Below are 25,965 nucleotides of genomic sequence, written 5' to 3'. Positions count from 1 at the left end.
AGCAACCTTTTTTTATACAAAGCAGATAGCCATTATTTATTATCGTCAACCTCTTCAAATTCAACATCAGTAGCTTCTTCTACATCATTTGAATTATTAGCCTGTATTCCATTACTATTGGCCGAACTTCCGCCCGAAGCAGCTTGTTGAGCCTGATATATTTCTTGTGAAGCCCTTTGCCACGTTTTGTTTAACTCATCCATTGCTGCTTCAACGGCTGGAACATCCTGTTTGCCGTACGCTTCTTTTAAACGGCCCAATGCCCCTTCAATTGCGCTTTTGTTTCCGGCAGAAATTTTATCGCCATATTCTTTGAGCTGCTTCTCGGTCTGGAAAATAAGAGAGTCAGCCTGATTTAGTTTATCAACTTTTTCTCTGGCCTGCTTATCAGATTCGGCATTTGCCTCTGCCTCCTGTTTCATCCTTTTAATTTCTTCTTCGGTTAATCCGGATGAAGCTTCAATTCTGATTTTTTGTTCTTTACCGGAAGTTTTATCCTTAGCACTTACGTTTAATATTCCATTGGCATCAATATCGAATGTTACTTCAATTTGAGGAATTCCTCTGGGTGCAGGCGCTATTCCATCTAAATGGAAACGGCCAATTGTTTTGTTATCTTTTGCCATGGGCCGTTCCCCTTGCAAAACATGAACTTCTACTGACGGCTGATTATCAGCTGCTGTTGAAAATATTTCAGATTTTTTGGCCGGAATTGTAGTATTGGCTTCAATCAATTTGGTAAACACTCCTCCCATAGTTTCAATTCCAAAAGAAAGTGGGGTTACATCAAGCAACAACACATCGTTAACTTCACCAGTCAGTACACCTCCCTGAATTGCTGCGCCAAGGGCTACCACTTCATCAGGATTTACACCTTTTGATGGTTTTTTACCAAAGAATTTCTCAACCTCTTCCTGTATTTTTGGAATTCGGGTTGACCCCACCGACTAAAATCACTTCATCTATATCAGAAGTTGAGAGCCCTGCATCTTTTAGGGCAGCTTTCACGTGTTTCATAGCCCTTTTTATTAACTCGTCAGCAAGTTGTTCAAATTTTGCTCGCGTTAATTTCTTAACAAGATGCTTTGGTACACCATCAACCGGCATAATGTACGGTAAATTAATATCTGTTTCCGAAGAACTGGAAAGCTCTATCTTCGCTTTTTCAGCTGCCTCTTTTAATCGTTGAAGCGCCATTGGATCTTTTTTCAAATCCATGCCTTCATCTTTCTGAAACTCTTCAGCCAGCCAATTGATAATCACATCATCAAAATTATCTCCTCCCGAATGCACATCCCCGTTGGTTGATTTTACCTCAAATACACCATCGCCAAGTTCAAGAATGGAATATCAAATGTACCTCCACCAAGGTCGTACACAGCAACTTTCACATCTTTGTTTTTCTTATCAAGGCCATAGGCCAGTGCAGCAGCAGTAGGCTCATTGATAATTCTTTTTACCTCAAGCCCTGCTGTTTGTCCAGCTTCCTTTGTTGCCTGACGTTCAGCATCGTTAAAATAGGCCGGTACAGTAATTACTGCTTCTTTAACTTCCGGTCCCAGATAATCTTCGGCGGTTGATTTCATTTTTTGCAAAATAATAGCCGATATTTCCTGTGGGGTATATTTCTTCTTGCCAATTTTAATTCTTACGGTTTCATTATCACCTGAAACCACTTCGTAAGAAATGTTTTTTAATTCTTCCCCCACATCGCCATATTTTTTACCCATAAAACGCTTTATTGAGCTTATGGTGTTTTGGGGGTTGGTTACAGCCTGACGTTTGGCAGGGTCGCCTACTTTTCTTTCTCCATTCTCCATGAAAGCCACAATAGATGGGGTGGTTCTTTTACCCTCACTGTTTTGAATTACAACAGGTTCATTACCCTCCATAACAGCTACACAGGAGTTGGTTGTTCCTAAGTCAATACCTATAATTTTTCCCATATCTTGTAATATTTTATTTGTTAATACCCAGTTTTATCACTTAATTTATAATGAACTTAAGTGCTACAGCAACAATGATATCATTATGACATTTTTATTTGGTAGAAAAATGCCATATTGACGGTTTAGGGGCTGACAATATCAATTATCCGAAAAATCCATAAGTTCATTTGTTTTAAGAATAAGTTTTTCAAAGGATTGAACATCCATATCTTGCTTTACCTTATTATCTAAAATATCGTTTCTTATTTCAACCGAAACCATTGACATTTCATCTAACAAATCATCCAGGTCTTTTTCAGAAATCTTTTCATTTTTCGCCAGCTTAACAAACCGGATAACAAACTTATTGAACGCAACCAAAACATTTTCACCAGCAATAAAAATCATTCGTTGGCTTAAAAGCCTTAATTCTATTATATCCTCGTGGGTAATCTTTTCTTTACGCACAATATCTTCCAATTGCCTTATAAGTTCCTGGTAAATGGTCGTTTTTAAAGTTAAATAACGAATACGTACCTCTTTGTTAAGCTCATTTTCGGTTTGTTTCCCCAGCAACGACCAGGTTGTTAGGGCAGTTATTGTGAAACCTATAATGGCTGCAAATATCTCGTATGTAAAAGGTTCTGTCTTTTCACTATTTAAAACCATACGCAAAATCAAATACCCAAAAAAGAGTATAAGAGCTATTATTATCAGTTTTTTAAATGTGTTCATTTAATTTGGTTGTTTTTTTTCCGCATTAATACCCTTGACGGTTTTTTGAAAGAAAGTATTATTTGGTACGTTAAAGATTCCATCATCATCTTCTAATTCAGTAAACATCAGATTTATATTTACTACTGTCGCTTGTACTTCAGGGTCATACAGCTTTATTTTCGAACCTATTTTGAAAGGGTTGATTATAAAAATAAATATTCCTGAAATAATATTGCTTAAAATACTCCATACAGCAAACAACCCAATAGCTACAACAGAGAGAAAACCACCAAGATATACCCAAATATTATTTAGGTTTACCCCCCCCCAAATGATAAACGTTAAAAAAATCAAAGCAATCCAAAAAGCTATAGCAATCGTTTTTCTTACCAGAAATAGACGATGTGGTTCATATGAATAAATTGCAGAAAGCTTAATAAGTCGTTTTTTACTTAACGCTTTCAGAAGGAATACAACTATTACCAAAATAATGGTTAATCCCATCTTTATGAAATTTGAGTATATGGAATTGAAAAAGTCTGGGTTTAAATGGAATCCATTTACATCAGATAATTTATTTATGAGATAATTTAGGGAGCTTATAAATGAAATTTTGTATTATCTCTATCCAAACAGAAGTTATCATCATGGTAGCAGTTATTACAGCTAAGGTCATTTGATAACTATAATCGCCTATTACCCCCAGGGAAACAGCCGTACTAACAAGAACAAAACTAAATTCGCCAATCTGAGATAACAAAGCTCCGGCATATATACTATCATGCCACGTACTGCCCATTCCTTTAAATATCATGGCATTTATTAAACTATTAATAACCATAACTGCAAGGGTGATTAACGATATAACACCAATGTTTTGGTATGCGAAGTGTAGGTTAAGTTGCAAACCAACTGCTAAAAAGAAAAAGGCTAAAAAGAAAACACGAAAAGGGACCAGGGCATGGTCTAACCATTGGGTGGACTTATCCTGTCCGACCAATATACCTGCCAAAAGCGCCCCCAAAGCAGCCGATAACCCAAACCAATGACTTACCTGTGCCATTCCAAAACACAAAACAAAACCCAAAAATACTTGCAAGTCGTGGTCTCGTATCAAATCATGCCTGAATGGAATTTTTATTAGTTTTTTGCGAATGGCGACATGCATAAAAATCAATATGGCCAGACCGCCAAATACTGTTCTTGCTAACTCAATGGTCTCCAATTTACCTTTGGCCATAAAGTTTAAGGTAAGCATCATTGGTACGATGAGTATATCTTGCATGATTAATACTCCGGATGTTAACAGCCCTATTTTACTTTTAATTTGCCCAGTGTTTGATAAATATTGAAAAATAATGGCAGAACTACTTAAACTGATGACAAAACTCAAAAGTATAATTACCTGCCAGGACCAATTTAAAATTTGACCTGTTATAACCATGAAAGCAAAACTGAGTAGCAATTGCGATAATGTACCCAGTAACGGTTTTTTAAAACTTTTAGAAAAGTCGGGCAGGTTAATTTCTGCTCCGATAAAAAACATGAGTAATATTACACCAAGTTCTCCAATTTCGTTAATCGTTGATGAATTTGAAATAACCCCGAACACCTCAGACCCCAGAATGATTCCCGCTATGATATAGGCAATAAAATAAGGTTGTTTCGCTCTTTTTAATAAAAGTGCTAAAAATAATATCGTAAGCGATACTATAAACAGTCCGTTTAACAATCCATGATTCATCTCAAATAAAAGTTAAAGTTACCAAAGTTTTGTTTTTGCACCATTTTCTGATGTTTTTTTTAATTTAAAACCCAAAAAGAAATAAGTCATTGCCGATAGAAACGCATTAATTCCAAGCAACCAACCCGAAGCCAACAATACATCTTCAGGTTGGGTTATAAACATCCAGAGGATGATAGCGCCCAATATAACTGAGAATAATCCGCTAAATATCATCCACAATTCTCCTTTGATTTCTTTGCGAAGCCGAAAGGCTGTTATTATTTCTGATATGCCAACGAATATTGACCAAAAACTAATGCTGGCCCATAAAAAGCTGGCAATTGCAACAGTGGCAATAAGTGGAGAAACAATAACAGCAATACCTGCCAGTATACTTATAATAGCGCTAAAAATAAGCCATCCCCACCGCTTTCCCTTCCTGATTTTCCGAACCGATGCAATAATGCCAAAAATACCATCAGCTAAGGCAAATGCACCAAAAACAATTGCCAGGGCAAGTATGGCTGTAACGGGCATAATAAAAGCCAACACAGAGAATATTAGCGCAAGGAAGCCTTTAATGATGAAAGCCCACCAGTTTGAGGAAATACTTTTTATTCCCTTTTGTTCGTCTTGAAATTCATTACTAATTGTTGTCATTTTTATTGTTTTTTAGTTTAAAAGTTTGAAACTATTTATTCCCTCGAATATATTTTTAATTAGACATCTGCTTTTTAAACACTTATAATCGTCAAAATTGACTTTAGCACTTCTATTTCCGTGGAACCCTCTTGTTTATTGCCTTTGGCGAGCTCGCAAGCTCGGTTCATGTCCTTGTTGTGGACGGCAGTGCATAAGGGTTTCATTAAGAAATAAATCAGACCATTTTTTTTAACAACTCCCATTGAAAACGGCCAACTAAAGGATTGTCTGGGTTGCCATTAATCATGGTTAGGAAATACGCCGTTTTAGACATTTGCCAGTCAATCTTTAAGGTATGCGAATCGCTGTTAGAAACGTACCTTTTGCGGAAGTGCTGCGCAAGCGGAAACCCTAAATTCCTGCAAATAGCCATTGCCCGTTTAATAGCCATCCCCAACTCCTTATCTGATTCGAAAAATTGTTCCATGGATGCAGCATTGAAGTGCATTTCCAATTGTTCTATGGCTTCAATAAAAGCCCCAATATGCAATGGCACATTTTGGTTGTACAGAACTATTGTTTCTATCTTTTTCATACATTTTTATTTTTTAGTTTTGATACAATACTGAATGAGATATAATCAATGATATTTTCGACAGCTTCAATTTGCATATGCATCGATTTAGCAATCTCATTAGCAGTCATTTCATGTAGCCAGAACAGTTCAAAAGCCCGTTTAGCATTTTCATCAACATTAGCCAAAACCTCGTTTACAACGGGTTCTATTTCAATATCGGCAGGGAGTTCAATTAGCGCATCGTTGTTGAGAATCTCATTGCCTAATTTTGTGTTCTTGTAAGAAATATCATCCAAATCTTCCTGCATGATAAGTTCTCCGTCTGCATCAGCGGTAAATTTTTCTTCCATGCTTAAAAGTTCTTCTTCAGCCAGCTTATCGAACGAAATATGTGCGTTTTTTGTGTAATGCTTTTCCATAAAACTTTCCAAAGTTTCGCGGGCAATTTGAAAACTCCATGGGGAGAACTCTTTGTCATTTTTAGGCCGTTCTTCAAATCTTTCATAAAGAGCAAGGTATATCTCATCCACCAAATCATCAATTGTAAACCCGCTGGGAACTTTTGTTTTGCTATACGAAAGATACCTGGCTACAAACCCGCGGATAGCAGGCAAAAGTTGTTTTATAAGGAAGTTAAAGTGTTCTTTATCCTCTTCGTTTCTTAGCTTATTAAGTTGGGATAAATGCTTGCTTGCTATGTTAAGTCTTGTTTTTTTTTGTGAAGCTATAAATTGCCTTAAAAACCTGGATTTAAGCCGGGTCATTATCTGTTCAGCTAAGATCGCCGGTTCAGTGCCTTCAGCTTCTGCAAAAACCTGGTTAGCTCCTTGTTTTAAATAAAAAGTTGCTTTTATCCCCTTATTGGTTTCTGTTAAATAAGCATCCAGTTTATTGGAATTAAGAAGAACATCCATGCGGTCAAAAAATTTATTATGATTTTTTATGACCTCTCTAAACTGACTTGCCAAGTTGCTATCTGTCAATAAATGTTTGTTATGAATTGTTGTTTTCATCTTATTTCATTTTAAGGCACCGGTTTTTTTTGAAATATAAGCGGCATAACGTAGTGCTTTATATGTGCAATCAGAAAAATCGGTAGGCACAATTATTGTTTTCATTTTAATTGGCTATGAATTTTGATTCTTATATAATTAAACTTTTTTCATATTTAATTTGGTCATTTTCAATCAACGATTTGTTTTCTGAACACTGTCTCTCAATTTCATAACCAGTTCTTTTTGTTCCGGGGTCAATTTATCCGGTAGCTTCACCTGAATTTTAACATATAAGTCACCATACGAAGATTTACCATATACAGGCATACCCTTTCCTTTAAGCCTGAACTGTTTGTCGTTTTGAGTACCTTCAGGAATTTTCATGTTTATTCTGCCTGACAGGGTTTGGATTTCCATTTCGCCACCAAGTAGTGCTGTAAACAAATCCACAGGCATGTTCATATGCAAGTCGTTTCCTTTGCGCTCATAAACCGGGTGAGGGGACACGTTGATGGTGATGTACAGGTTGCCTCCCTTTCCTCCCCGGGCTTTCTCTCCTTTTCCTTTTGCGCGGAGTTTTAATCCGGAGTAAGCTCCAGGTTTTATTTTCAGCTTAATCTTTTCACCCCCCAGGTCAATAATGCGTTCGGTACCTGTGTAGGCTTCTTGTAAAGAAATAGTTATTTCTCCTGCCAGGTCGTTACCGGGTATATCTGCACCGAACCCGGAAAACCCGCCGGTTCCAGAGAATCCTTTCCCCTGTCTGGTTCCTCTTCCAAAGAGAGACTCAAAAAAGTCGGAAAAACCACTGCTACCATCTCCAAAAAACTCAGAAGGGTCGCCTTCAAACTCATGATAATATTGCCCCCCGGGTGCACCCTGTGAATATCTTGCTCTTCCACCAGCGGTTGATGGGTCATAGCCAGCATCCCGGTATTGCTTCCAATTGGAGCCCAGTTGGTCGTATAGTTTTCTTTTTTCCGGGTCACTCAATACTTCATTAGCCTCACCAATTTCCTTAAATTTTTCTTCTGCTTCCTTGTTCCCGGGATTTTTGTCCGGATGGTATTTTACCGCCAGTTTGCGATATGCCTTCTTTATTTCATCCTGAGAGGCTTTCTTATCAACACCCAGTATTTTATAGTAATCTTTGTATTCCATATTCTTAAATAGCTATTATTCATCACTATGTCCAAGCAAAGCAAAGAAATAATAGAGTAAAGTAGCAAGCAAAGACAAAGCAGCAATTATATTAGTTTAAGCTGCCGAACGCAATGCTTTTTCAGCCTTTGAGTGTGAATAATAATCGGTTATTCCGGTACGTTGAATCCATGCTAATGCCCTGCTGCTTGCATCAAATTCAACTGGTAGTTTAATAAATGCAAAAAGGGTAAAAAATCCATAACATGCAACAATTATTAAAGGTGCCGTTTGCATGGAGAATAAACTTCCGAGTAAAAACAAGCCGAAAAACATTCCAATAAAAATCATATTTAAAATAGTTGCGCTGATATTTTGTAAAGGCACAAGCGCTGAACGCAGGCCTAACCAAGCATAGGCATTAGCATGTTGCGCGGCATGGCCTGCTTCGTGAGCGCCAACGGCAGCTGCCGCTACATTTGTACCATAATAAACATCTTGGCTAAGATTTACAGTTTTGGTTTGCGGATTGTACTGGTCGGTTAAAGTTCCTTGAACCGGCGTAATATTAACATCATAACAACCATGGTCGTAGAGCATTTTTCGGGCAACTTCGGCTCCGATCATGCCGTTGGCAGTAGGAATTGCTGTATATTCCCTGAATTTGGATTTTAGTCTGCTTCCCGCAATCAAAATTAAAATAAAAAATATCCCGAATATCAACCAAAGCATCATAATGTTAAAGATTTTAAGATTAAACAACTACTTTTTTCTACACAATCTGCAATTATGAAAATGTAACATTTCTATACGCTTCTTTTCACTATATTTTAATACAATTTTGTACCTTTCAGATGGTTCTTTTTACCTGATGTCATGAAACGGACATTTCTAGGCAATTTCGTCTTTTAAGGGGCAGCCGAATATTAAACCCAAAATACTATATTTGTCAATATCATCCATTTTCTCAAGAATTACAGTTATTTGATGTTTATAATCTGTAACCCTATTTACTCAGGAATACCGATTTATAGTGAAATAATGTTATTCATTCTTTTCTTTCTCAGGAAATTGTTCCATGGAAAACTTGTTTTTGATAGAGTCCATTTCCCAAAATAGTCTTTCCATTTGTTGCATATTATTCATAAAACGTTCGTGAAAAAAGTCGTTTTTGTAAAAATCATACTTCAACAAGCTGTCTTCGAAAAACAAATCATTGAAATATGGCGTTGTTGAGAAAGAATAATTGTCTTCAAACATATTCCGGAAATTATTAAAAATACTGTCGGCAGCAATTTCATCTCCTTCAATATTTGAATAGTAATAGGTATAAGTAGAACCATAACGGATTAAATTTCCATTCTCATCGTACTCTTTATTTACCTTAATATCTTCTTTAGGTTGGTTACCCAATATTAAAGTAGTATCAGACTCATTATTATTCTTTTCCTTTTTTTATTTCCTGTCCATTGCATGACGAAAAGGTTATTTAAAAAGCAATGAACAAGGCTATGTAATTTGCTTTCATGTTTGCACTTTTTTTGAATTATTAATCAACATTTTTAAACTTTCGAAATATTATTCCGGCTTTTATTGCCTAAAGGGGTTGTATGTTATTTAATATTTTACAGCCCCGGTTAATTTAATCTAAAAGTTAAGAATAAAAATTGTTATGAAGCTATTCTTTTCTTAAAATCAGCAAGTTTTGTTTTAAATTTCTCAAACAATGCCTGAGAATCACCATCATCTTTCACTGATTTTTTCAATTCTTTAATGGTTTTGTTTATTTCTTCATATTCACGGTCGCGTTCGCCATAACCAAGCTCTTCGGCCATAATTAACTGGTATTCTGCATTGTCAAGAAGTTCGAGTACCTCTTTCTTTTTGTCTTCATTGGAAGCATCATCGGTTATGGCCTGAGCGATAAGCGCCTGTGCCCTCAGTATAGGCAAAGGAATGCGTTCTTCGCTTATAACTAATGTGTTAAGAGCTGTGTATAGAACTACTTTGGCTTCATCAGTTTTCCCTTTGTCAATTAAAGCCGCTGCTGATTTCATGGCTTCGGGAAAAGTTGCTAAAGGTAATTCAACTTTAGTAACCTGCAATTCACTGGCCAGTTTTGCTAACTCATGGCGCAACACCTGGAAATAGTCCTCTTTTAAGGCCTTTCTTGCTGCTCTTTTTATATGCCTGATTGTTTCAAGGTCGGCCACCAGGTCAACGGTTTTAACCGATACGTCAATAGGTACCAGTGCCAAATCGGGTTTACGGGCCAGTAAAATATTTAACTTGCCGGTTGATTTTTCAAGCGCTACCAGAGCTCCTTTGGTATCCTTTGCTTCGAGGGCGTCAAGCGCCACGTAAACTTGTCCGAGAGCTTCTGAGGCTTCTGCCACTATTTGGTCACTCAATGATTCAACAGCATCAATTGCCTGCTCCTGAACCTTACCTGCAAGTGAATCGGCATTCATACCCAATTCAATCGGTTTTTCCATTCGGATTTCTTCCGTTTGCGCGACACTTTCTTCTTCGCTTTTGTTTTGGCTTTTATCTCCGCAACTTGTTAGTAAAACTATTGCCAGAAAACTATAAAGAATTTTATTTAATATTTTCATGATTATTTAATTCTGTGGTTACTATTTAATTTCTATTGCCTTTTTGTTTTCTTCTTTACCCTTTATTTTACCAACTTTTATTTTCAATACCCCGTTTTTCATAGAAGCATCTATATATTCAGGGTCGGCATTCTCGGGTAATTGAAACATTCGTTGGAACGAGGCATAACCATATTCACGGCGCATCCAGTTGCCTTCGTTTTCTTCTTTTTCGTATTGTTTTTCAGAAGAAACAACTAAGCAATTGTCCTTAACTTCAAGTTTAATGTCTTTTTTATCCATTCCCGGCACGGCTAAAGAAACCTCAAAGGTGTTGCCTTTATCGTTTATGTTCACTGCGGGTACGCTGGCGATTTCTTCCGAACCCGAAGCCTGGTCGTCAATTTTTTTACCAAAAAATTTCTCAATAACATTTGGAAATTTTGGTTTAATGTTTTTTGTCCATTTAATTAAGTCCATATCAGCTAATTTTTTAAAGTTTTACAATTAAATTCAATATCAGGTCATCGCAAAAATTGCGATGACCTGTTATAATAAATTACGAAATTTCAATGCTTTTTGGCGGTTTAGGCTTAGCTTCTTCCTTTTTTGGAATAGTAACGGTTAAAATACCATCGTTGTAAGAAGCGCTGACTTTATCAGCATCGGCGCTATTGGGCAGGGTAAAGGAACGGGTGAAAGCCTGGTAGGCAAATTCTCTCCTGGTGTATTTTTCACCTTCGCCCTCTTTTTGTTCTTCCTGCTTTTGCGAAGAAATTGTAAGCAGGCTGTTATCAACATTAATTTTAAAATCGCCTTTTTTCATACCCGGCGCAGCCATTTCAACTACAAACCCATTTTCGTCTTCCTTAATGTTTACTTTAGGAAGTGTGGTGTTGGTAGCCGAAAAGTTTTGGTTTCTCCAATCGGCCAATTCGGTGCCAAAGAAATCATCAAAAAGATTTCCGAATAGTGGATAATTTGTTTTTACTAGTGCCATAATTTTTAATTTTTAAGGTTAAAAACGAATAATTGAAAATAATTCTAGTCAAAGTTATGTATTTTAGAAATGCTTTTCCTTGATTCAAATCAAGACACTGAAAAAATTTGTTCAATCGTTCATATTTGATATTTTAAATAATTTGTCTTTTCTTAAAAGTTCAATCATTCCGTTTATAGATTTAATAAGTCCGGATTCCTGAAACCTGGTTAAATACCTGCTAAGCGTTTCAGGGCTAATGTTTATTATTTTAGCCAAATCTTTTTTAGGTAAACGAATCAGGCTGTCATCATGCACAGGGCTATTTTCAGATGCCTGTTCGAGATCTAATAATAAAGTAGCCAACCGTGAATCAATTTTCTTTGAATGCAGGTTCACAATTTTTTTTTCACTGCTCCTTATCTCATTACACAACATTTGAATAATTGACCTGGTAAAATCATAGTTCTCATGTATAAGTGTGAGGAATACATTTCGGGGAAAAAAGTATAGCTCGCAATATTCTAATGCCTGGGCATTGTCAGGGTATGGTGTATCTTTTACTAAAGATACATAACCAATAAATTCGTTATGCCCAAGCATCCGCAATATAACCTCATCACCTTCATTGCCACCCCTAAATATTTTAACCCACCCATATTTCATAAAATACACACCTTTAGGCTTATTACCTTTTCTGTATATAAATTCTCTTTTTTTAAAAGTCCTTATCTCAAAGGAGCTATTTATTTCATTGCTGAAACGGTTGCGAAGCTCTGCAAAAAGTTTGTTCGATATGTTTCTTTTTTCACTCATTTTTGTTTCCTTGTTTACAACACTTTCATTGAACAGACTATTACAGAGGCGAAATTTCAAGAAAGCATTAAAATTGATAGATGCAATTTACGTATTATTATTGGCAATAATTTAAGTGTTTTCCCGCAGTAATTCTTCCAATAATAAATCAAGGTTTACCGATGCAAAAGACGATGCATAGTCACTCATGGCATAGGGGATGATGAGTTCATTGTTGTGGACGATTGCCCCGCATGTGTAAACTACATTTGGGACATAACCGGAACGTTCATTTTCGTCGGGTAATAAAGTGGTTCTTTAAATCTTCCTATAACTTTTGTAGGATCTTTCAAATTGGAATTGCAACTTAAAATAGGAGACTTTTTTATGCTGCCAATCTTTCTTTATCCAGCAGCATCTCTTCGATCTGCTTGGGGGTTTTACACCCCAGTGCAGAATGTGTTCTTTTGGTATTATAAAATCCCTCAATATATCCAAAAACCTCTAATTTAGCCGCCTGCTGATCCATGAATTTCCTCTGATAAACCATTTCCGCCTTTAACGTCTTGAAAAAGCTCTCAGCCACTGCATTGTCCCAACAATTCGCCTTCCTGCTAATGCTTTGAAGTATCTTGTTTTCTACAATTACCTCGCTGAATTCATCGCAGGCATATTGGATCCCTCTATCCGAATGGAAAATAAGCCCACCTTTGACACCCCGGTTTACAATACCCATTTTGATGGCTTCTACAGAAGTGTTTTTAGCAGTCATATCGGTACTCAAAGACCATCCGATGACTTTTCTGTCCTCAAGATCGATGACTGTTGTTAGATAGAGCCAACCTTTGCCAGTATGGATGTAAGTGATGTCTCCAACCCATTTTTGCGAGAGGGAATCCGCTGAAAAATCTCTTTGGAGGAGATTTTCAGCTATCCCATAACTATGGCTATACCAATACGGTAGCCCGTGAAGTTGCCAGCTCTGGTGTTACGGTTAATGCGATCTGTCCTGGAATCGTAGGGACAGGTATGTGGAGAGGTGAAGACGGAAGGGCAAACAGAACCAAACTGGAAGGCGAAACTGAAGAGCAATCTTGGGAAAGAAACAAAAAGTTTTACATACCTCAAGGCGTAGAGCAAACACCTGAAGACATTGCCGATGGTGTACTATATCTTGCAGGTGCCAAACATTTAACAGGACAGGCACTTGCTGTTGACGGTGGTACAACCTTATAGATTTCAATAACTTAAACAGGCAATAGGAATATTCAACGATATCCCTATTGTTTTTGGTCATCAAAAAATGAGAATAGCCATAATAAGTGAATTATTATGCATAATTTAATAAAAATTACAGTTAATTATACATTTTTAGCAGTTACCTGAGCAATCTATTGTCCAATCATCCGCATCATTTTCATGTACTGCAATTTTACTGATGATCTCGTCTGCTTCGGTGTCCGTGTAGGTCCCGTAACCATTCACAAATACACCTTTAGCCCCATCACTCTTATTGTGCATAGCGTAAAGGATGGCTTCATCATCCGGATCGTTCTGCCCGGTAAAACGGTAGATCTTATCAATGACCAGATCATTGATGTTGATGCAATGTTTGTCCGGCGTATAGGATGCGGAAACCTCCAATAGGTTGAAGTCTTCGGTATAGCCCCGCTGTCTGAGGATCTCCATAACTTCCGATAAAGTTTTCTCTGTTGTGATCATATCTGTTCGTTTTAAATTATTTGCGTTTTTTCAGCTATTCTTTTGACCGTTTTTAACGGCAGCAATTCTTTTACCTGTGCCAACCCCTTATCAACGATAAGTGCACAGTGTTCGCTTTCCACATCTTCCAAGGGTAGATAGATGATCCCAATTTTATTATCAGTTGCCATATTCTGCCTGCTTTAATTTACAATACAAAATTGGCTATAATTAGTTTTAACAAACAGTGTGGTCATAAAGTATTTAGTAACAAATTCGGGATTTCTTAATTAGTTTAACCATTTTATAAAATGGTTAAACTATACAAATATAATTAACTAGATAATACATCTGTTCACAGTTCAATCGGTTAAACTTTTTTTACCACAAACTAGACGGTGAGTATACAGTACTGGGCGGACAAGTAATTTGATGAAAAATGGTGAAGAAAATAGAACAAATCCATTATTATTTGCAGTATATCTTCAACAAAAAAATAGCTGTAAAAACTATTCCACACATTATTGCGAATGAAGCTCCGAGCCAACAGATGGTTAGCCTATAGATGTCTCAAACTTATTTGGGAATTGGTACAGTAATGGTATTAAGAGGGGATTTCTTAAATAACAAAATGAGTTATACTAACAAATATTCGCATGCGTTCGAAGTCGTTAGCAGCATCCTGAATTTGGAGTGCATGAATTGGATTGATTTGCTGTTAATTTGTAAAGGTTTTTGTTTTGTTTTTCAGAAGGAATTCCGCAAGTATCCTGAGCCAAGCAAGCAGTCGCTTTATTTTTCAGTACAAATGTATTTCCATTGAAATCCAAATCGTATTTACCAATAGTATCGCTTTGATATTCCACTTCTATCTCCGCATCTTCAATTCCTAATTTATTTTCTGAAAGTTTAATTATACTTAATAGTTTTCCTGGTTTCAACCTGTGCTCATAATCATTGGCATTCCACAATTGAAAGTTGACTACTTTTTCCTTACGGATTACTCCGCCACAATCAATAAAATTTTTGATTATTTGTATTTAAAGGTAACTAAACTTCAAAATTGATACATTAGCATTATTAGTAATTATTGTTCGATAATTTGATTTTACAAAAGGCTTTAAAAAAAAGTATCTGCTAGTATTTGTTTTTTAATATTTATTAAGTGATGATACTTGAGCAAGTTTATTCAAATCTTCTATAAATGTGTTCGAAAAATGAACCTCCGGGGTCACAAATTGTTTTTTTCAATGCCAAAGCATACCAGATAACTACAAAGTATCTGGTATTTTTATTTAGTGAAATAGTAGATTCTAATGTGTTTGTTTTAGTCAAAAATTTGACAATTTAAAAACTCACGGATTTCTTATCCAGCCTGAAAAAGAATGCAAACATCCGGTTATTATTTTCAACAGAGATGGGAATCGAGAATTTGGAGCAATAAGTATTGATATGATGACTCAATTTTTATCAAAAATATTCATCAGATAAATTGATTAACTTTTAAAACTTAGATGAAAATCAAACAAAATCAACGATTCGAAAAATGGTAATTTTTTTAAAACCAATTATAGGAAATAAAGATTATTACCTGTAAGCTTTAAAGAGTATAGGTTGCGTTTTACTTTGGTGAAAACTAAACTCATGATAAAAATAAAAAGAGCCTCTAGATGTAGAGGCTCTTATATGATAGAGACAATTAATCTCCTGTATTTACAGTCACTTTCATTCCTGCTCCTCCAGATTTGTCATCTTCATCCAGATTCACTTTTGCGGGTTGAGATTTGAAATCGTGGACGTTATTTTTAGTATTACGATCGATAAGCTTGGCGTAAGGATCAATTCCTGCTTCCAAAGGTTCTTCGTTTATAAAGAACGTGAAAGTTTTTTCGGGCTTGTCCATTTTTACTTTTTTGAAAATAAGTTCTTTTCCTTCCGGAAATTGTTTAGATTTTGCACCTAAAACAGCAATATCAATGTAATCAGCAACAGGAACTTTTTTAGATTTTCCTTTTCCGTCAACTCGGTATTTGGCACTTCCTACGGTAAGTTTAACTTCATATTTGGCTCCAATTTTTTTGTAGGAAAGTTTTTTCACGTAGTTTTCATACAATATAATGTTTTCAAACATATCTTTTACCAAATACTGCAGACTGTCTGGTGTTTCTTTTTTCAGGAGATTTACAAATTCTACAGAATTGGTGTATGGTGGTTCCTGAAATTTAGTTTGATTTAAATATTTTTTCAAAATAGAATTCAGCTTTGCCTCTCCCAAATAATCTTTGAGTGCATACATCACAACACTTCCTTTATTATAATGAATGTAGTTTTGATTTTCAACTAACATCAAAGGCATTTCGCTTTTGCTTTCCTGGCTTCTTCCTTTTAGATATTTATCAAGCTCATAACTCAGAAATTTTCTCATAGCTTGAGCGCCGTATTCGTGCTCCATCACCATCAAAGCAGAATATTGTGAAAATGTTTCAGACATCATCGCACTTCCCTGAACATTTCCACCGGCTACCTGATGTCCCCACCATTGATGCGCCACTTCGTGAGCCGTTACATAGAAAGGAAGGTCTATTTTTTCAGGTTTATTAGGCTCAACTTTCGTCAGGAATCCAATTTCTTCAGAGTATGGAATCGTGTTAGGAAAAGATTGTGCAAATGAAGCATAACGTGGAAACTCAATAATTCGGACTTGCTTGTGCTGATAAGGCCCAAAGTTTTTGGTATAATAGCTTAAACTGTTTTGAATAGATGAAATCATTCTACCAACATTATATTCGTGACCTTTTTGATAATAAATTTCAATGTTTACATTATTCCATTTTGATTTTTTCACCTGATAATCTGCGGAAAGGAATGCATAGAAATTGAGAATAGGAGAATCCATTTTATACGTAAAATATCTTCTGCCATTTGCTTTCCATTCTTTTTGAAGATAGCCCGGTGCAATCGCAATCTGATTCTCATCTGTAGAGATCTGCGTTTTAAATCTTATCCAATCGGCATCATTTGAAATGAAATTATTCATTCTCGCTTTTTGGTCATTCACTTTTGCCAATCTCGGTTTTGGTTTCAAACCATATTTTTTGCGGGCATCATTTTCAGAAAGTTCTGTATCTGAATCATATCCTAATCCTGGCAAATTATGAGAATTGAAGAATGAGCCATTTCCAACCACATCAGTTTCTGTCTCGGAGTTGGCAAAACCTTTCGGTTGAAATTTATATTGAAAATTAAAAGCAACAGAATCTCCCGGCTGAAGTGGCTTATTGAGCTTTACAAGTTTTAAACCAACTTTTTCATCATTAAAAATTTCTTTTCCAGAAGCTGATAATTGTATTTTCTGGTAAGAATAATGCCCATCGAGGTTGTTAGGATATTTAATAATAATACTGTCAATGGGTTTCTGCTGTTTATTTTTTAAGTAATAAATTCCAACTACACTCCAGCCAGATGTTTTAGGATAAATATCAATATTCAAATCTGAAGAAACAATTCTCGGCTGGCTGATTTTTTCTAAATATTTATATTTTTTTTCATAATCAACACGCATTTTTTCTATTTCAACTTCGGTGTAGGTTTTGTTCAGAATATGGGTATTGTAATAAATATATCCACCAAGCCCAACAGTTAAAAACAGGAATATAAACAGTAAAGCTTTATGTTTTAATTTGAATGATGCTTTTGAAAGAAGATATTTTTTAGATAATCCTTTTTCCTTACCTCTTGGGAAAGCGATAAGTGCAATGAATAATAAGAACAACATCATCAAAATCCAGTAAGATTTCACAATAAAATAGCTGTAAAGTACTTGCCCAAAACCATTTAAAGCGGAATAGGGAAGTTGCGAACCATTAGAGTTGAAGCTGTACAGAATGCCATCAATTTCGAGATAATTATACAAAATCGGAAGAAAGACAACAGGGAAAATGGCTAAGAAAAACCCAAAATATTTGTTGTTAACAATTAATTGAACAAACAAACTGAAACCTATTAAAACCAAATAATAAGGTAGGTTGTATAAATTAAATTTCAAATAGATTAATGGTTCTACATCATAAAACCCTTTGTAAAACTGAATTCCAATACAGATTAAATTTGAAAAAATCTGCATAATGACAACCATCCAAACCATTCCCAAAAATTTGGAAAACATCAGGTTGAAATTGGAAACTGTACTTACGCCAATCAACTCATCGATTTTATTTTCACGTTCTCTCCAAACGATATTTCCTGAGAACAAAACAATCAACAAAAGCAGGAAAAAAGAAAGACCTTCTTCAGCCAATTCTGCCAACAGAAACGTAACAGGAATGGCTTCTGCATCATACATCGATTTCATAAAATTGGAAAGCACAATTAACATTACACCGAAGATGAAGCTGATAATTCCAAAAAATGGCGTGTAAACAATCCTTTTCACTTCGAAAAAAGAAAGGTAGAACAGCTCTTTCAGTTTGGCAATCCATCCAAAATCTTTTTGAACAGTAAGAATTTCCTGCAATGATTTCCCAGAATTGGAATAAATGACTTCTGCTGAGTTTGATTTCTTCTTTTTGAAAAGAGAAAAAGGCTGTAGAAACTGGTTAAAATCAAATTTAAAATAAGTAAATCCTACACATAAACACGCAATGCCCAACCAAAGTAAGCGATTCCAAAGCAAAATACCCGAGAATGGAACTGCATTTTCATTTTGTTCGAAAGGCGTCCAATATTCGGTGGTCTGTCTCAATGCAAAACTTCCGAACGGATCGATAAGTGATGCCAAATTTTTATTTTGAATATCCGATAAAATACTGTCGCTTAAAATCGAAAGTAAAAGCAAAATAATGCAGAAAAGATAAGAAGACAAAGTACTTCTTGTAAAGGTGGTCAATGCGAAAAAAACAGAACCGATAATCAAAGTATTAACGACTGTGAAAATCAAAAAAGGCAATAGATAATTGAAGATATCAATCGGGCCTAACTGCGGAGTACCGAGTCCGTACAAAGTTCCAAAGAAGTAGCCGATGAGCGTTCCTGAAAAAACATAAACCGATATCAGAAAATTAGCTAAAAATCTTCCAAAAAAATAACCTGACTTTGTAATGGGAGTCGTGTACAACAAGCCGTGAAAATTATAGGCATAATCTTTCTGAATGGCAGTTGCCATTATACTGATCATCATAACACCATTGATGAGAACCATAATGTTCCCGCTCATCCCAACAATCAGTTTTGCAATTGCAAGAGAAGAATTTTTGATAAGAATGGAATCTGAAGTAGAAGTATCAAATGCACCGGTAGTCCCCAATCCTACAAGAACACCCAATGTGAGAAAAACTAAAAAATAAATCTGTGTACTCCATTTTTTGAAACCGTTTCTGAGCTCAAATGAGAATAATTCTTTAAACATTAGCCGTCATTTTTTTGGTGATACTTGAGAAATATACGTCTTCCAAATTAGATTCAACTGGAATGAAACCTGCATCTGGCTGATTTTCTGCATAAACACGAATCTCAACTTTCCCTTCAGAAATGTGGGTTGAAATAACCTGATATTCTTCTTTCGCAGCCTCAACTTCTGATTTCTCTACAAGTTTTTTCCAGATTTTCCCTTGAAAATCTTCAAATACCAAAGATCGGCTTCTAAAAACCAAAATTAAATAATGTATAAACATCTGTTTAAAGACTTAAAATAAGTCTTTAGAGGCTTTGTTGTCTTATTTAAACAGAGACAATTTTAATAACCATGAAACTTGTCTGACTATAAAAAAAACTTTTAACATAAAAACTTTTAACCAAAAATGAAACGTAGCAAAGAATTAGTAGAGAAGAGAAAAAATTTTGTAATTGATTATGTAAAACGCAATCAAAATAAGCAGATGAAAGTGATTGTAACCGAATTGACAGAAATGCTGTTTTTATCTGAAAGAACAATATATAACATTATCCTGGAGAGTTAGTTTGTAAATAATATTACAAAATTCAGTCTTATATATTCTAAAAAGAGAAAATGATTTAAAGTCATTCTGTAGGCTTTAATAACTAACCCATCAACCATGAATTAAAAGAGTTGCCACAACTTCTTTCTCAAATGTAAACTTGTAGATAAAAGTATAAGGAAAAAAACGGTTTTAGTTTTTTAGTTCTATTGTTTTTAGGCGAAATAAGAGACTGAAAAGAAACCGTTTTGACCTTGTATTTCTAGAGAAATCAACTTTCAAAATATTAAAAAAAACAACCAACCATTTAATCAACTTTAGAAACCATGAAAAAGAAAGAAAAGAAAAAGAATAAAAAAAATAAAGAAAGTAAGGAAAAATTGAAAAAACCTAAAAGAGACATCAATGATCTTATCGACGAATTAGCCTATGTAAATGAAAAAGGAAATATCCGAAAAAGCAAAAGATTTTTAGATGATATGTACATACTTGATGAGGAATAGTTTAACATCTGAGATTCGTAAAAAAACAAAATTTTTAATAAATAATATATAAGAAAAAATGAATCTGGATAGTATACAAGCTCTGTTAATCGGAACTGCAATTGCATTTTCAGGAGGATTGCTAAGAGTATTAATCTCTATACAAAATAAAGAAAAAAAACAGCCATGGGAACACTTTATCACATTGTTGATTGTGGTAATTGTCGGTTTTACTATGAGTTATTTAATGAACAGAGCAGAGCTACACGACAAATGGTACTCTACGGGAGTATTGTTTGTTCTTGGCTATGGCTATGATAAGTTTCTAAAAATGATCACTACAAATCTGCCCAACTGGATTGACACAGCAGTGAATCTTTTTATCGAAAATCGATACGGTGTAAAAACAGATAGACACTTTGAGGAGGAGGAAGAAAAAAAGGATGAAATTATTTAAAAGAGAAATCAAATAATAAAAATAAACTCATATAATACCTGCATCATTTAGATAGAAAAGATTCTTAAAAAAAGCTTACTGCAACTACAGAATCTATCATTCAGAAATCAGGTAATTCTCATGAAAAAGAGTGAATTTTGAAATTAAGAATTTGAAAAATTGAATACTTAGAAAAGTACGAAAATAATACTGGAGGTGACTCAGCATACCCGTTTCTCATCCCAAAGCTGAGAGCTTAAATTCTTAAAAATTCACCATACACGGTCTGATTCCTCAGATCAACAGGTATATAAAGCGCAATCACATCAATTGCGTTTTATATGCCTTCTAACTCAATATGAAATTAAAAAACTAAGTCAATGAAAACAGCAAAACCTGTAGAAAAAGACAATAAAGTCCAACAAAGCCAGATTAAAAATCAACGGCAAAAAGAGCCATCGGTTATACCTTTATCTGAGGTAGAAGTAGGAGGTATACAAACCCAAAAATCTGACGAATTGAAAGCTAAGTCCGGATCAGGAAGCCTCAATGGTAATATTGTACCCGTTCACAGTTCGCAAACTATTTACGATCAGGGTTCAGAAATAACCTATGAAAAACTTCAGGAAAGTTTGGCACAAACCGGTGATGTCAATCATCCCGATACCAAAGAAACTGAAAAAGATTATATGACAACCCTGAATATTGATCAGGTACGTGATTATAACGATCTTAAATCGGGAACTTATTTACCAAAGACGGTACAAGAACAAGCTGCAAATCATCAAGAGATCAAAAAAGACAAGGAAGTTAAGCCGAAACAAAAAGCAAAATCAGTGAGCAAGAGCAAAACCGATACTTCTTTGGCTGACTTGTCAAGTTCTCCGGCTACGCAATTAGTTAGTGATTTTAATGCGGTACAAAATAGCAGTACTGCACTTTTAAATAGCCAAACCGAGAAAGCAAAAGGAGGACTTCCAAAAGTGAATGCAAAAATAGGGAGTGCTTTTTCCGGATCTAAAGGAAAAAGTAAAGCTGGCAAAGATAAAACCGTAGCAAAATCAAGCAAAAAAACTGTTAAATCTACAGCTCAAAAACCTAAGTCAAAAGAAGTCTCTTTCCCGCAAAGCGAGCCATTGAAAAAAGTAAGCTATTCTTTTAATTCAGCAGGTGCTAAAAACGGAACTTTTGAAAGACAGGCTCATGATCAGCTTAGAGGAATTCAGCTGAATACTTCTGCAATTCCTACAAAAATGCAGCAAAGTGCAAATTTAGATCTTAGTGGAGAAGCAGATACAGAACATTTGTCAATTGAGCAAAATGATGCTGCACAAGATATGGGTATCAAAAAAAATCAGGCTGCAAAAGACATTCATAAAGATTATGGTGAAAACAGCATTATCAAAAAACCAAACGATGAGACCCTTAAATCCTCTCGCAAAATAACTTCCAAAGCTGTTAAAAAACAACCTTTTGATGCTTTGAAACTGGATGGTATTGATGAAGCTAGTATCAATGCTCAATTCGAACCTATTATTCAATCAAAAATAGGAGCCGAAACGGAGAAATATCAAACGGCAGAATTAGAGCATAATCAAAAAGTAATTGAACAGGAAAAATCTTCTGAAAATCAAATAAATGAAGAAAAAAACAAGTCACAGGAAAAACAGCTGAAATCTGTAAAAGATGCTCAGGCAGATGTTAACCAATCAAGAACTGAATGGCAAAATGAACTCAATAAAACAGAATCTGATTTTGCGAAAAAATCTAGTAACCAGGCTAAAACAACTCTCGGAAATATAAAAACGGAGAAAAACAGAGGTGAAACAGCAGCTCAGGGTCATATTGATTACGCTAATAAAGAAGCGCTTAAGAAAAAAGAAGTCGCAGATAAAGATGCTAAAGCAAAAAAGGCTGAAGAGGATAAAAAGAGCGGAGGCTTCTTTGGTTGGGTTGCCGATAAAGCTACAGCATTTATTAACGCCCTAAAAGATGCACTGAATTTTATTTTTACCAAACTCAGAGAAGCGGTAAAAGTTCTTTTTGAAGCAGCCAAAAAATTAGTTTTAGCAGCATTAGAAATAGCAAGAAAAGCAATTGTAGGCTTTATCAAAGGTTTTGCTTCATTGTTAAAAGGTTTCTTAGACTTTGCTTTGGCGGCGTTCCCTGGTATCAGAGACCGACTAAAAGCCAAAATAGACAAATACGTTGCGGTTGCCGAAAAATTCGTAAACGAAACATTTGAAGTCTTCAAAAAAGCAGTTGTTGCTATTATTGATTTCTTGGCAGAAGCAGTAGATACACTTATTGGCGCACTGCAGGATTTTTACAACCTGATTCTTGATGCGGTTAATTTTATTGTAGCCGGAATTATAAAAATAATGGAAGGTTTATACAACTTGACAAGTTCGGCTATGGTAATGCCGGATAACTTTATGGGACAAATTTCTGAAGAGTTTTTGGGAATGGATGTAACAAAACCGTTACCATTTGAAAAAACAGCAATGACTAAGGCTGCAAGCTCAGGTTCAGATTCAGAATATGATGATTTGTTAGGTAGAAATTCTTATAACGAAAGTGATTTCCATGTTGATCCTGTAACGAATGATATGGAATTGAGCCCAGAACTTCTTTCTCAATTACAAGACAGTAATGGTGAAATTAATTTCGGAGCCAATAACAATACGCTTGATATGTTTAAACAATCTGCTGCCGGATCACAAGAAATGGAAGGTGATGCAACCGCAGCCGAAAAACAAGACATTCCAGCCGATCCATACGCTCAAGCTGATTGGTTTATTGATTATCAAAACAAACAATCACCGCCTAGTACAGATACAGGAAGTGCTTCTGGTAAACAGGCTGCAACAGAAAGCTCAATGCCTGAAGAAATGAAATTGGTAGGTCCTTGGACTCCTTTGGTTCGTATGTATTACCTAAAAGAGCAGATGTGGTCAGGAATTAAGAAAAACTGGGAAGAAAACAAATGGAAGTATATTGGTATCGGAGCTGCAATTGTTCTCGGAATAACCGCATTGGCGATTCTTACAGCAGGAGCTATTTTTGCATTGATTCCGCCTGCACTCGAAATCTTTGCTGCTATAATGATGGCACAAGCTGTTGCAAAAGCGAGTGGTTTCTTCAAAACATTTATGACTGATGGTTGGCTAGGAAAGACAGCTACCGCAGGAAAAGCTTTAGCAAGAGCAATCGGGATTATTTTAGTTGAATTAATTTTCATACTTTTATTCGATTCTGCCGCATTGTTTAAAGTATTAAAAACAGCAGCTAAAGGTGGCGTGAAAGGAGTGGTTAATTTAGCCAAAGCGGGAGCGAAAAGCACTCTGAAAGCCGGCAAAAATGCTCTTGTTGCTACCGGAAAAGGATTTGTAAAACAGGCTGGTAAAGCGAAGTTCTTTGTCCAGGGAATAGGTAAAGGAATAGCTAAAGGCGCTAAAAATTTAGACGAGTTAGGTGAAAAATTAGCGAAACGTTTTAAATTCAAAGGATTTAAAATTGTTGTAAAAGGATTTAAATTTTATCTTTACGGAAGTGTTAATCCTTGGGTTTTACTGGCGAGTGGAAAGTTGGAATTTGTAGATGATCCAAAATTAGGAAAAGTTGGTGATAAGGTAAAAGTTGGTACAGAGGAAGCGTTTATTGTTGGAAGCCATAGTTCTAAAGGAGCTAAGAGTGCTAAAGAAGCCGTAGAAAAAGGAGGGGTTAGTAAGTTTGTGGATGAGCTGGTTGAAATTTCTGATGATGTTGATGCACTAAAAGCTAAATTTGACGAACTGAATGTGGCTCCAAATGCAAACAATATAATTAATAAGGGAAGTAAGGACCCCGCTTGGTTCGGTAATCCAAACATTTCTCAAGCAGCCAAAGATGCTGCTAAAAACAGATCTCAGCTTAGAAAGAATCTGAAAACCGTTGCTGGTGAAGAGGCACATCATGCTCTTTCTATTTCAAACATAGGTAGAAGTAAAGTTTATCAAGATGCTATAGATGCAGGATTTGAAGTTAATACTATTGTAAATGGTATAAATCTTAAAAAGTATAGTAAATCATTAGGGTTAACTGATGGGGTACACGCAAGTCATCCTTTTTATGATGATGCAGTTTATAACTTATTAGAAAAATTTCGTTTACAATTTGCACATTTACCAAACTATAATAAATCAATGGCAAAAAGCTTTACGGAAGAATTATCTACGAGAATGTTAAAAGAGTTAGATGTATTATCTAAGCAAAAAGGAATAAAAGTAGACGATTTATTTAGGCAAGGAGAAAACATGGGTAATTTAAATTCGAAAGTTATATACGACGAGGTATTAGAAAGTTTTTTAAAAAATATTAAATAAATGAGAAAGATAGTTTATTATACAATGAAGTTATCGACGGAAAGCGAAATTGTAGGAACATGGCCACAATTGGATGTCCCAAAGAATTACTTTAAGGTTGCTAACAATTTTGAAATATTACAATTCAGAGAGTTTCCTTCCGTCGAACCAAATCTTGATAATTTTATTTTTAAAAGAGCGGCAAAGCTAACTGATATATTAAGTTCTTATTTACCTGCTACTTCTATAGGTATTTTTGTAAATCAAAAATTTAAAGACTTAATAGCAAATTTTTATGTAAAGAATTTCCGGTTTTACAATTGTTCAATAATTACAGCCGACAAAGATTTTACTAAGAAATTGGCTGAAAATCCTTATTTTTTTCTTCATCTAATATATGTCAATGAGATAGTTGACTTTAGTCTATCGGTATTTAAAGATTTAAAAACGAGTGAAATAATTACTGGTAATAATGAAAATCAGCTACCTATGTTTTCAAGCCCCAAAAAATTAGTATTAAAAGAAACTCCCGATTTATTTCGTTCTCCTTTTGATGTTGATCTTTTAGTTTCACAATCGCTTAAAAAAGCCATAGAAGAAGCTAATATTTCCGGCGTATGGTTTGAGGAATTTACAGGGAATGAATTTTATACAGAAGAATAAAGTATCAATCAAAAAAATGAATTAAACCGAAACTTTTAGGGTTTCGGTTTTTTATTTAAAGGTTAACGAATTAAAACTTTTTGAGATAAATTTATCTATTTGCCAACTTGCAGTAAATCTATGGCAAAAAATTGATATTTTGTAACAAAAATCGTTCTAAAATAGAAGGTAATATTGCAAAAAAAAAATTAAATAAAAAAAAATGGACGAAAAATGATTTGAGACAGAAGAATTCTTCAGTGCCTCATTGGTAGAAGAAATTATGAAAGAATTTGTATGGACGGTTCCCCCGCTGCGCAAAGTCTCCTGACTTT

General features: G+C 35.2%; 24 protein-coding genes and 2 pseudogenes. 6 read left to right on the top strand and 20 right to left on the bottom strand.

What is annotated here, in order from left to right; translation table 11 throughout:
• Positions 1-32 precede the first annotated feature (32 nt).
• From dnaK to FDY99_RS01745, 15 genes and pseudogenes are all read right to left on the bottom strand, one after another.
• Positions 33-1,946: pseudogene (gene dnaK, locus FDY99_RS01820) on the bottom strand (molecular chaperone DnaK).
• Between the two features lie 141 nt (positions 1,947-2,087).
• Positions 2,088-2,663, bottom strand: a complete 576-nt coding sequence (locus FDY99_RS01815) for a hypothetical protein (RefSeq protein ID WP_139418843.1) — start codon at positions 2,661-2,663, stop codon at positions 2,088-2,090.
• Positions 2,664-3,149 carry a mechanosensitive ion channel family protein gene (locus FDY99_RS01810; RefSeq protein WP_139418842.1) on the bottom strand — a complete coding sequence of 162 codons (486 nt, stop codon included), beginning with the start codon at positions 3,147-3,149 and terminating at the stop codon, positions 2,664-2,666.
• A gap of 70 nt (positions 3,150-3,219) precedes the next feature.
• The gene (locus tag FDY99_RS01805) at positions 3,220-4,389 is read right to left on the bottom strand and encodes a cation:proton antiporter (RefSeq protein WP_139418841.1); all 1,170 of its coding nucleotides are present in this window, start codon (positions 4,387-4,389) and stop codon (positions 3,220-3,222) included.
• Positions 4,390-4,407: 18 nt separating this feature from the next.
• A complete protein-coding gene (locus FDY99_RS01800; protein WP_228448721.1) occupies positions 4,408-5,031 on the bottom strand; it encodes an HdeD family acid-resistance protein in 624 nt (207 codons plus the stop codon).
• Between the two features lie 217 nt (positions 5,032-5,248).
• Positions 5,249-5,608 carry a hypothetical protein gene (locus FDY99_RS01795; protein ID WP_139418839.1) on the bottom strand — a complete coding sequence of 120 codons (360 nt, stop codon included), beginning with the start codon at positions 5,606-5,608 and terminating at the stop codon, positions 5,249-5,251.
• Positions 5,605-6,603 carry a sigma-70 family RNA polymerase sigma factor gene (locus FDY99_RS01790; RefSeq protein WP_139418838.1) on the bottom strand — a complete coding sequence of 333 codons (999 nt, stop codon included), beginning with the start codon at positions 6,601-6,603 and terminating at the stop codon, positions 5,605-5,607. The genes FDY99_RS01795 and FDY99_RS01790 overlap by 4 nt, the downstream gene beginning before the upstream one ends.
• 174 nt (positions 6,604-6,777) lie before the next feature.
• Complete coding sequence (locus tag FDY99_RS23610) at positions 6,778-7,746, bottom strand: DnaJ C-terminal domain-containing protein (RefSeq protein WP_139418837.1); 969 nt, start codon at positions 7,744-7,746, stop codon at positions 6,778-6,780.
• 96 nt (positions 7,747-7,842) lie between these two features.
• On the bottom strand, positions 7,843-8,460 hold the full coding sequence (locus FDY99_RS01780; protein ID WP_228448720.1) for a zinc metallopeptidase: 618 nt from the start codon (positions 8,458-8,460) through the stop codon (positions 7,843-7,845).
• A 309-nt stretch (positions 8,461-8,769) separates the two neighbouring features.
• Positions 8,770-9,138 carry a hypothetical protein gene (locus FDY99_RS01775; RefSeq protein WP_139418836.1) on the bottom strand — a complete coding sequence of 123 codons (369 nt, stop codon included), beginning with the start codon at positions 9,136-9,138 and terminating at the stop codon, positions 8,770-8,772.
• A 257-nt stretch (positions 9,139-9,395) separates the two neighbouring features.
• Positions 9,396-10,340, bottom strand: coding sequence for a YfdX family protein (locus tag FDY99_RS01770; RefSeq protein WP_139418835.1), 945 nt, complete (start codon positions 10,338-10,340; stop codon positions 9,396-9,398).
• Between the two features lie 21 nt (positions 10,341-10,361).
• Positions 10,362-10,799 carry an Hsp20/alpha crystallin family protein gene (locus FDY99_RS01765; RefSeq protein WP_139418834.1) on the bottom strand — a complete coding sequence of 146 codons (438 nt, stop codon included), beginning with the start codon at positions 10,797-10,799 and terminating at the stop codon, positions 10,362-10,364.
• A 79-nt stretch (positions 10,800-10,878) separates the two neighbouring features.
• On the bottom strand, positions 10,879-11,319 hold the full coding sequence (locus tag FDY99_RS01760; RefSeq protein ID WP_139418833.1) for an Hsp20/alpha crystallin family protein: 441 nt from the start codon (positions 11,317-11,319) through the stop codon (positions 10,879-10,881).
• A 111-nt stretch (positions 11,320-11,430) separates the two neighbouring features.
• Positions 11,431-12,114: a Crp/Fnr family transcriptional regulator gene (locus FDY99_RS01755; RefSeq protein WP_139418832.1), complete on the bottom strand. Its 684-nt coding sequence runs from the start codon at positions 12,112-12,114 to the stop codon at positions 11,431-11,433.
• 364 nt (positions 12,115-12,478) lie between these two features.
• Positions 12,479-13,027 (bottom strand): IS3 family transposase, encoded by a 549-nt coding sequence (locus FDY99_RS01745; protein WP_084173839.1) that lies wholly within the window; start codon positions 13,025-13,027, stop codon positions 12,479-12,481.
• On the opposite strand from FDY99_RS01745, the gene FDY99_RS01740 reads away from it, so the two are divergent.
• Entirely contained in the window at positions 12,973-13,329 is a 357-nt protein-coding gene (locus FDY99_RS01740) for an SDR family oxidoreductase (protein ID WP_084173838.1), read from the top strand. The genes FDY99_RS01745 and FDY99_RS01740 overlap by 55 nt on opposite strands.
• A 135-nt stretch (positions 13,330-13,464) precedes the next feature.
• On the opposite strand, the gene FDY99_RS01735 is transcribed toward FDY99_RS01740, so the two are convergent.
• The 5 genes and pseudogenes from FDY99_RS01735 to FDY99_RS01720 form a co-directional block, all read right to left on the bottom strand.
• Positions 13,465-13,815, bottom strand: coding sequence for a hypothetical protein (locus FDY99_RS01735; protein WP_076781566.1), 351 nt, complete (start codon positions 13,813-13,815; stop codon positions 13,465-13,467).
• Between the two features lie 11 nt (positions 13,816-13,826).
• The gene (locus FDY99_RS22895; protein WP_159435801.1) at positions 13,827-13,985 is read right to left on the bottom strand and encodes a hypothetical protein; all 159 of its coding nucleotides are present in this window, start codon (positions 13,983-13,985) and stop codon (positions 13,827-13,829) included.
• Positions 13,986-14,465: 480 nt separating this feature from the next.
• Positions 14,466-14,831 (bottom strand): annotated as a pseudogene (locus FDY99_RS01730) (DUF6428 family protein); the annotation flags it as partial.
• 662 nt (positions 14,832-15,493) lie between these two features.
• Positions 15,494-19,198 carry an ABC transporter permease/M1 family aminopeptidase gene (locus tag FDY99_RS01725; RefSeq protein WP_139418831.1) on the bottom strand — a complete coding sequence of 1,235 codons (3,705 nt, stop codon included), beginning with the start codon at positions 19,196-19,198 and terminating at the stop codon, positions 15,494-15,496.
• On the bottom strand, positions 19,191-19,463 hold the full coding sequence (locus FDY99_RS01720) for a hypothetical protein (protein WP_139418830.1): 273 nt from the start codon (positions 19,461-19,463) through the stop codon (positions 19,191-19,193). Before FDY99_RS01720 ends, FDY99_RS01725 begins: the two co-directional genes overlap by 8 nt.
• Positions 19,464-19,589: 126 nt before the next feature.
• Here FDY99_RS01720 and FDY99_RS22890 point away from each other — a divergent pair, with 126 nt between their 5' ends.
• From FDY99_RS22890 to FDY99_RS01705, 5 genes are all read left to right on the top strand, one after another.
• Positions 19,590-19,748: a hypothetical protein gene (locus FDY99_RS22890; RefSeq protein WP_159437588.1), complete on the top strand. Its 159-nt coding sequence runs from the start codon at positions 19,590-19,592 to the stop codon at positions 19,746-19,748.
• 305 nt (positions 19,749-20,053) lie between these two features.
• Entirely contained in the window at positions 20,054-20,230 is a 177-nt protein-coding gene (locus FDY99_RS22885; RefSeq protein ID WP_162304129.1) for a hypothetical protein, read from the top strand.
• Between the two features lie 58 nt (positions 20,231-20,288).
• Positions 20,289-20,666, top strand: a complete 378-nt coding sequence (locus FDY99_RS01715; RefSeq protein WP_139418829.1) for a hypothetical protein — start codon at positions 20,289-20,291, stop codon at positions 20,664-20,666.
• 359 nt (positions 20,667-21,025) lie between these two features.
• Positions 21,026-25,009, top strand: coding sequence for a hypothetical protein (locus FDY99_RS01710; protein WP_139418828.1), 3,984 nt, complete (start codon positions 21,026-21,028; stop codon positions 25,007-25,009).
• Complete coding sequence (locus tag FDY99_RS01705) at positions 25,010-25,651, top strand: imm11 family protein (protein ID WP_139418827.1); 642 nt, start codon at positions 25,010-25,012, stop codon at positions 25,649-25,651.
• Positions 25,652-25,965: the final 314 nt, after the last annotated feature.

It is taken from the genome of Chryseobacterium mulctrae, assembly GCF_006175945.1.
Lineage (GTDB): Bacteria > Bacteroidota > Bacteroidia > Flavobacteriales > Weeksellaceae > Chryseobacterium > Chryseobacterium mulctrae.
Note: the sequence above shows the minus strand (reverse complement) of the source record. Positions and strands in the feature narration are given on the sequence as shown.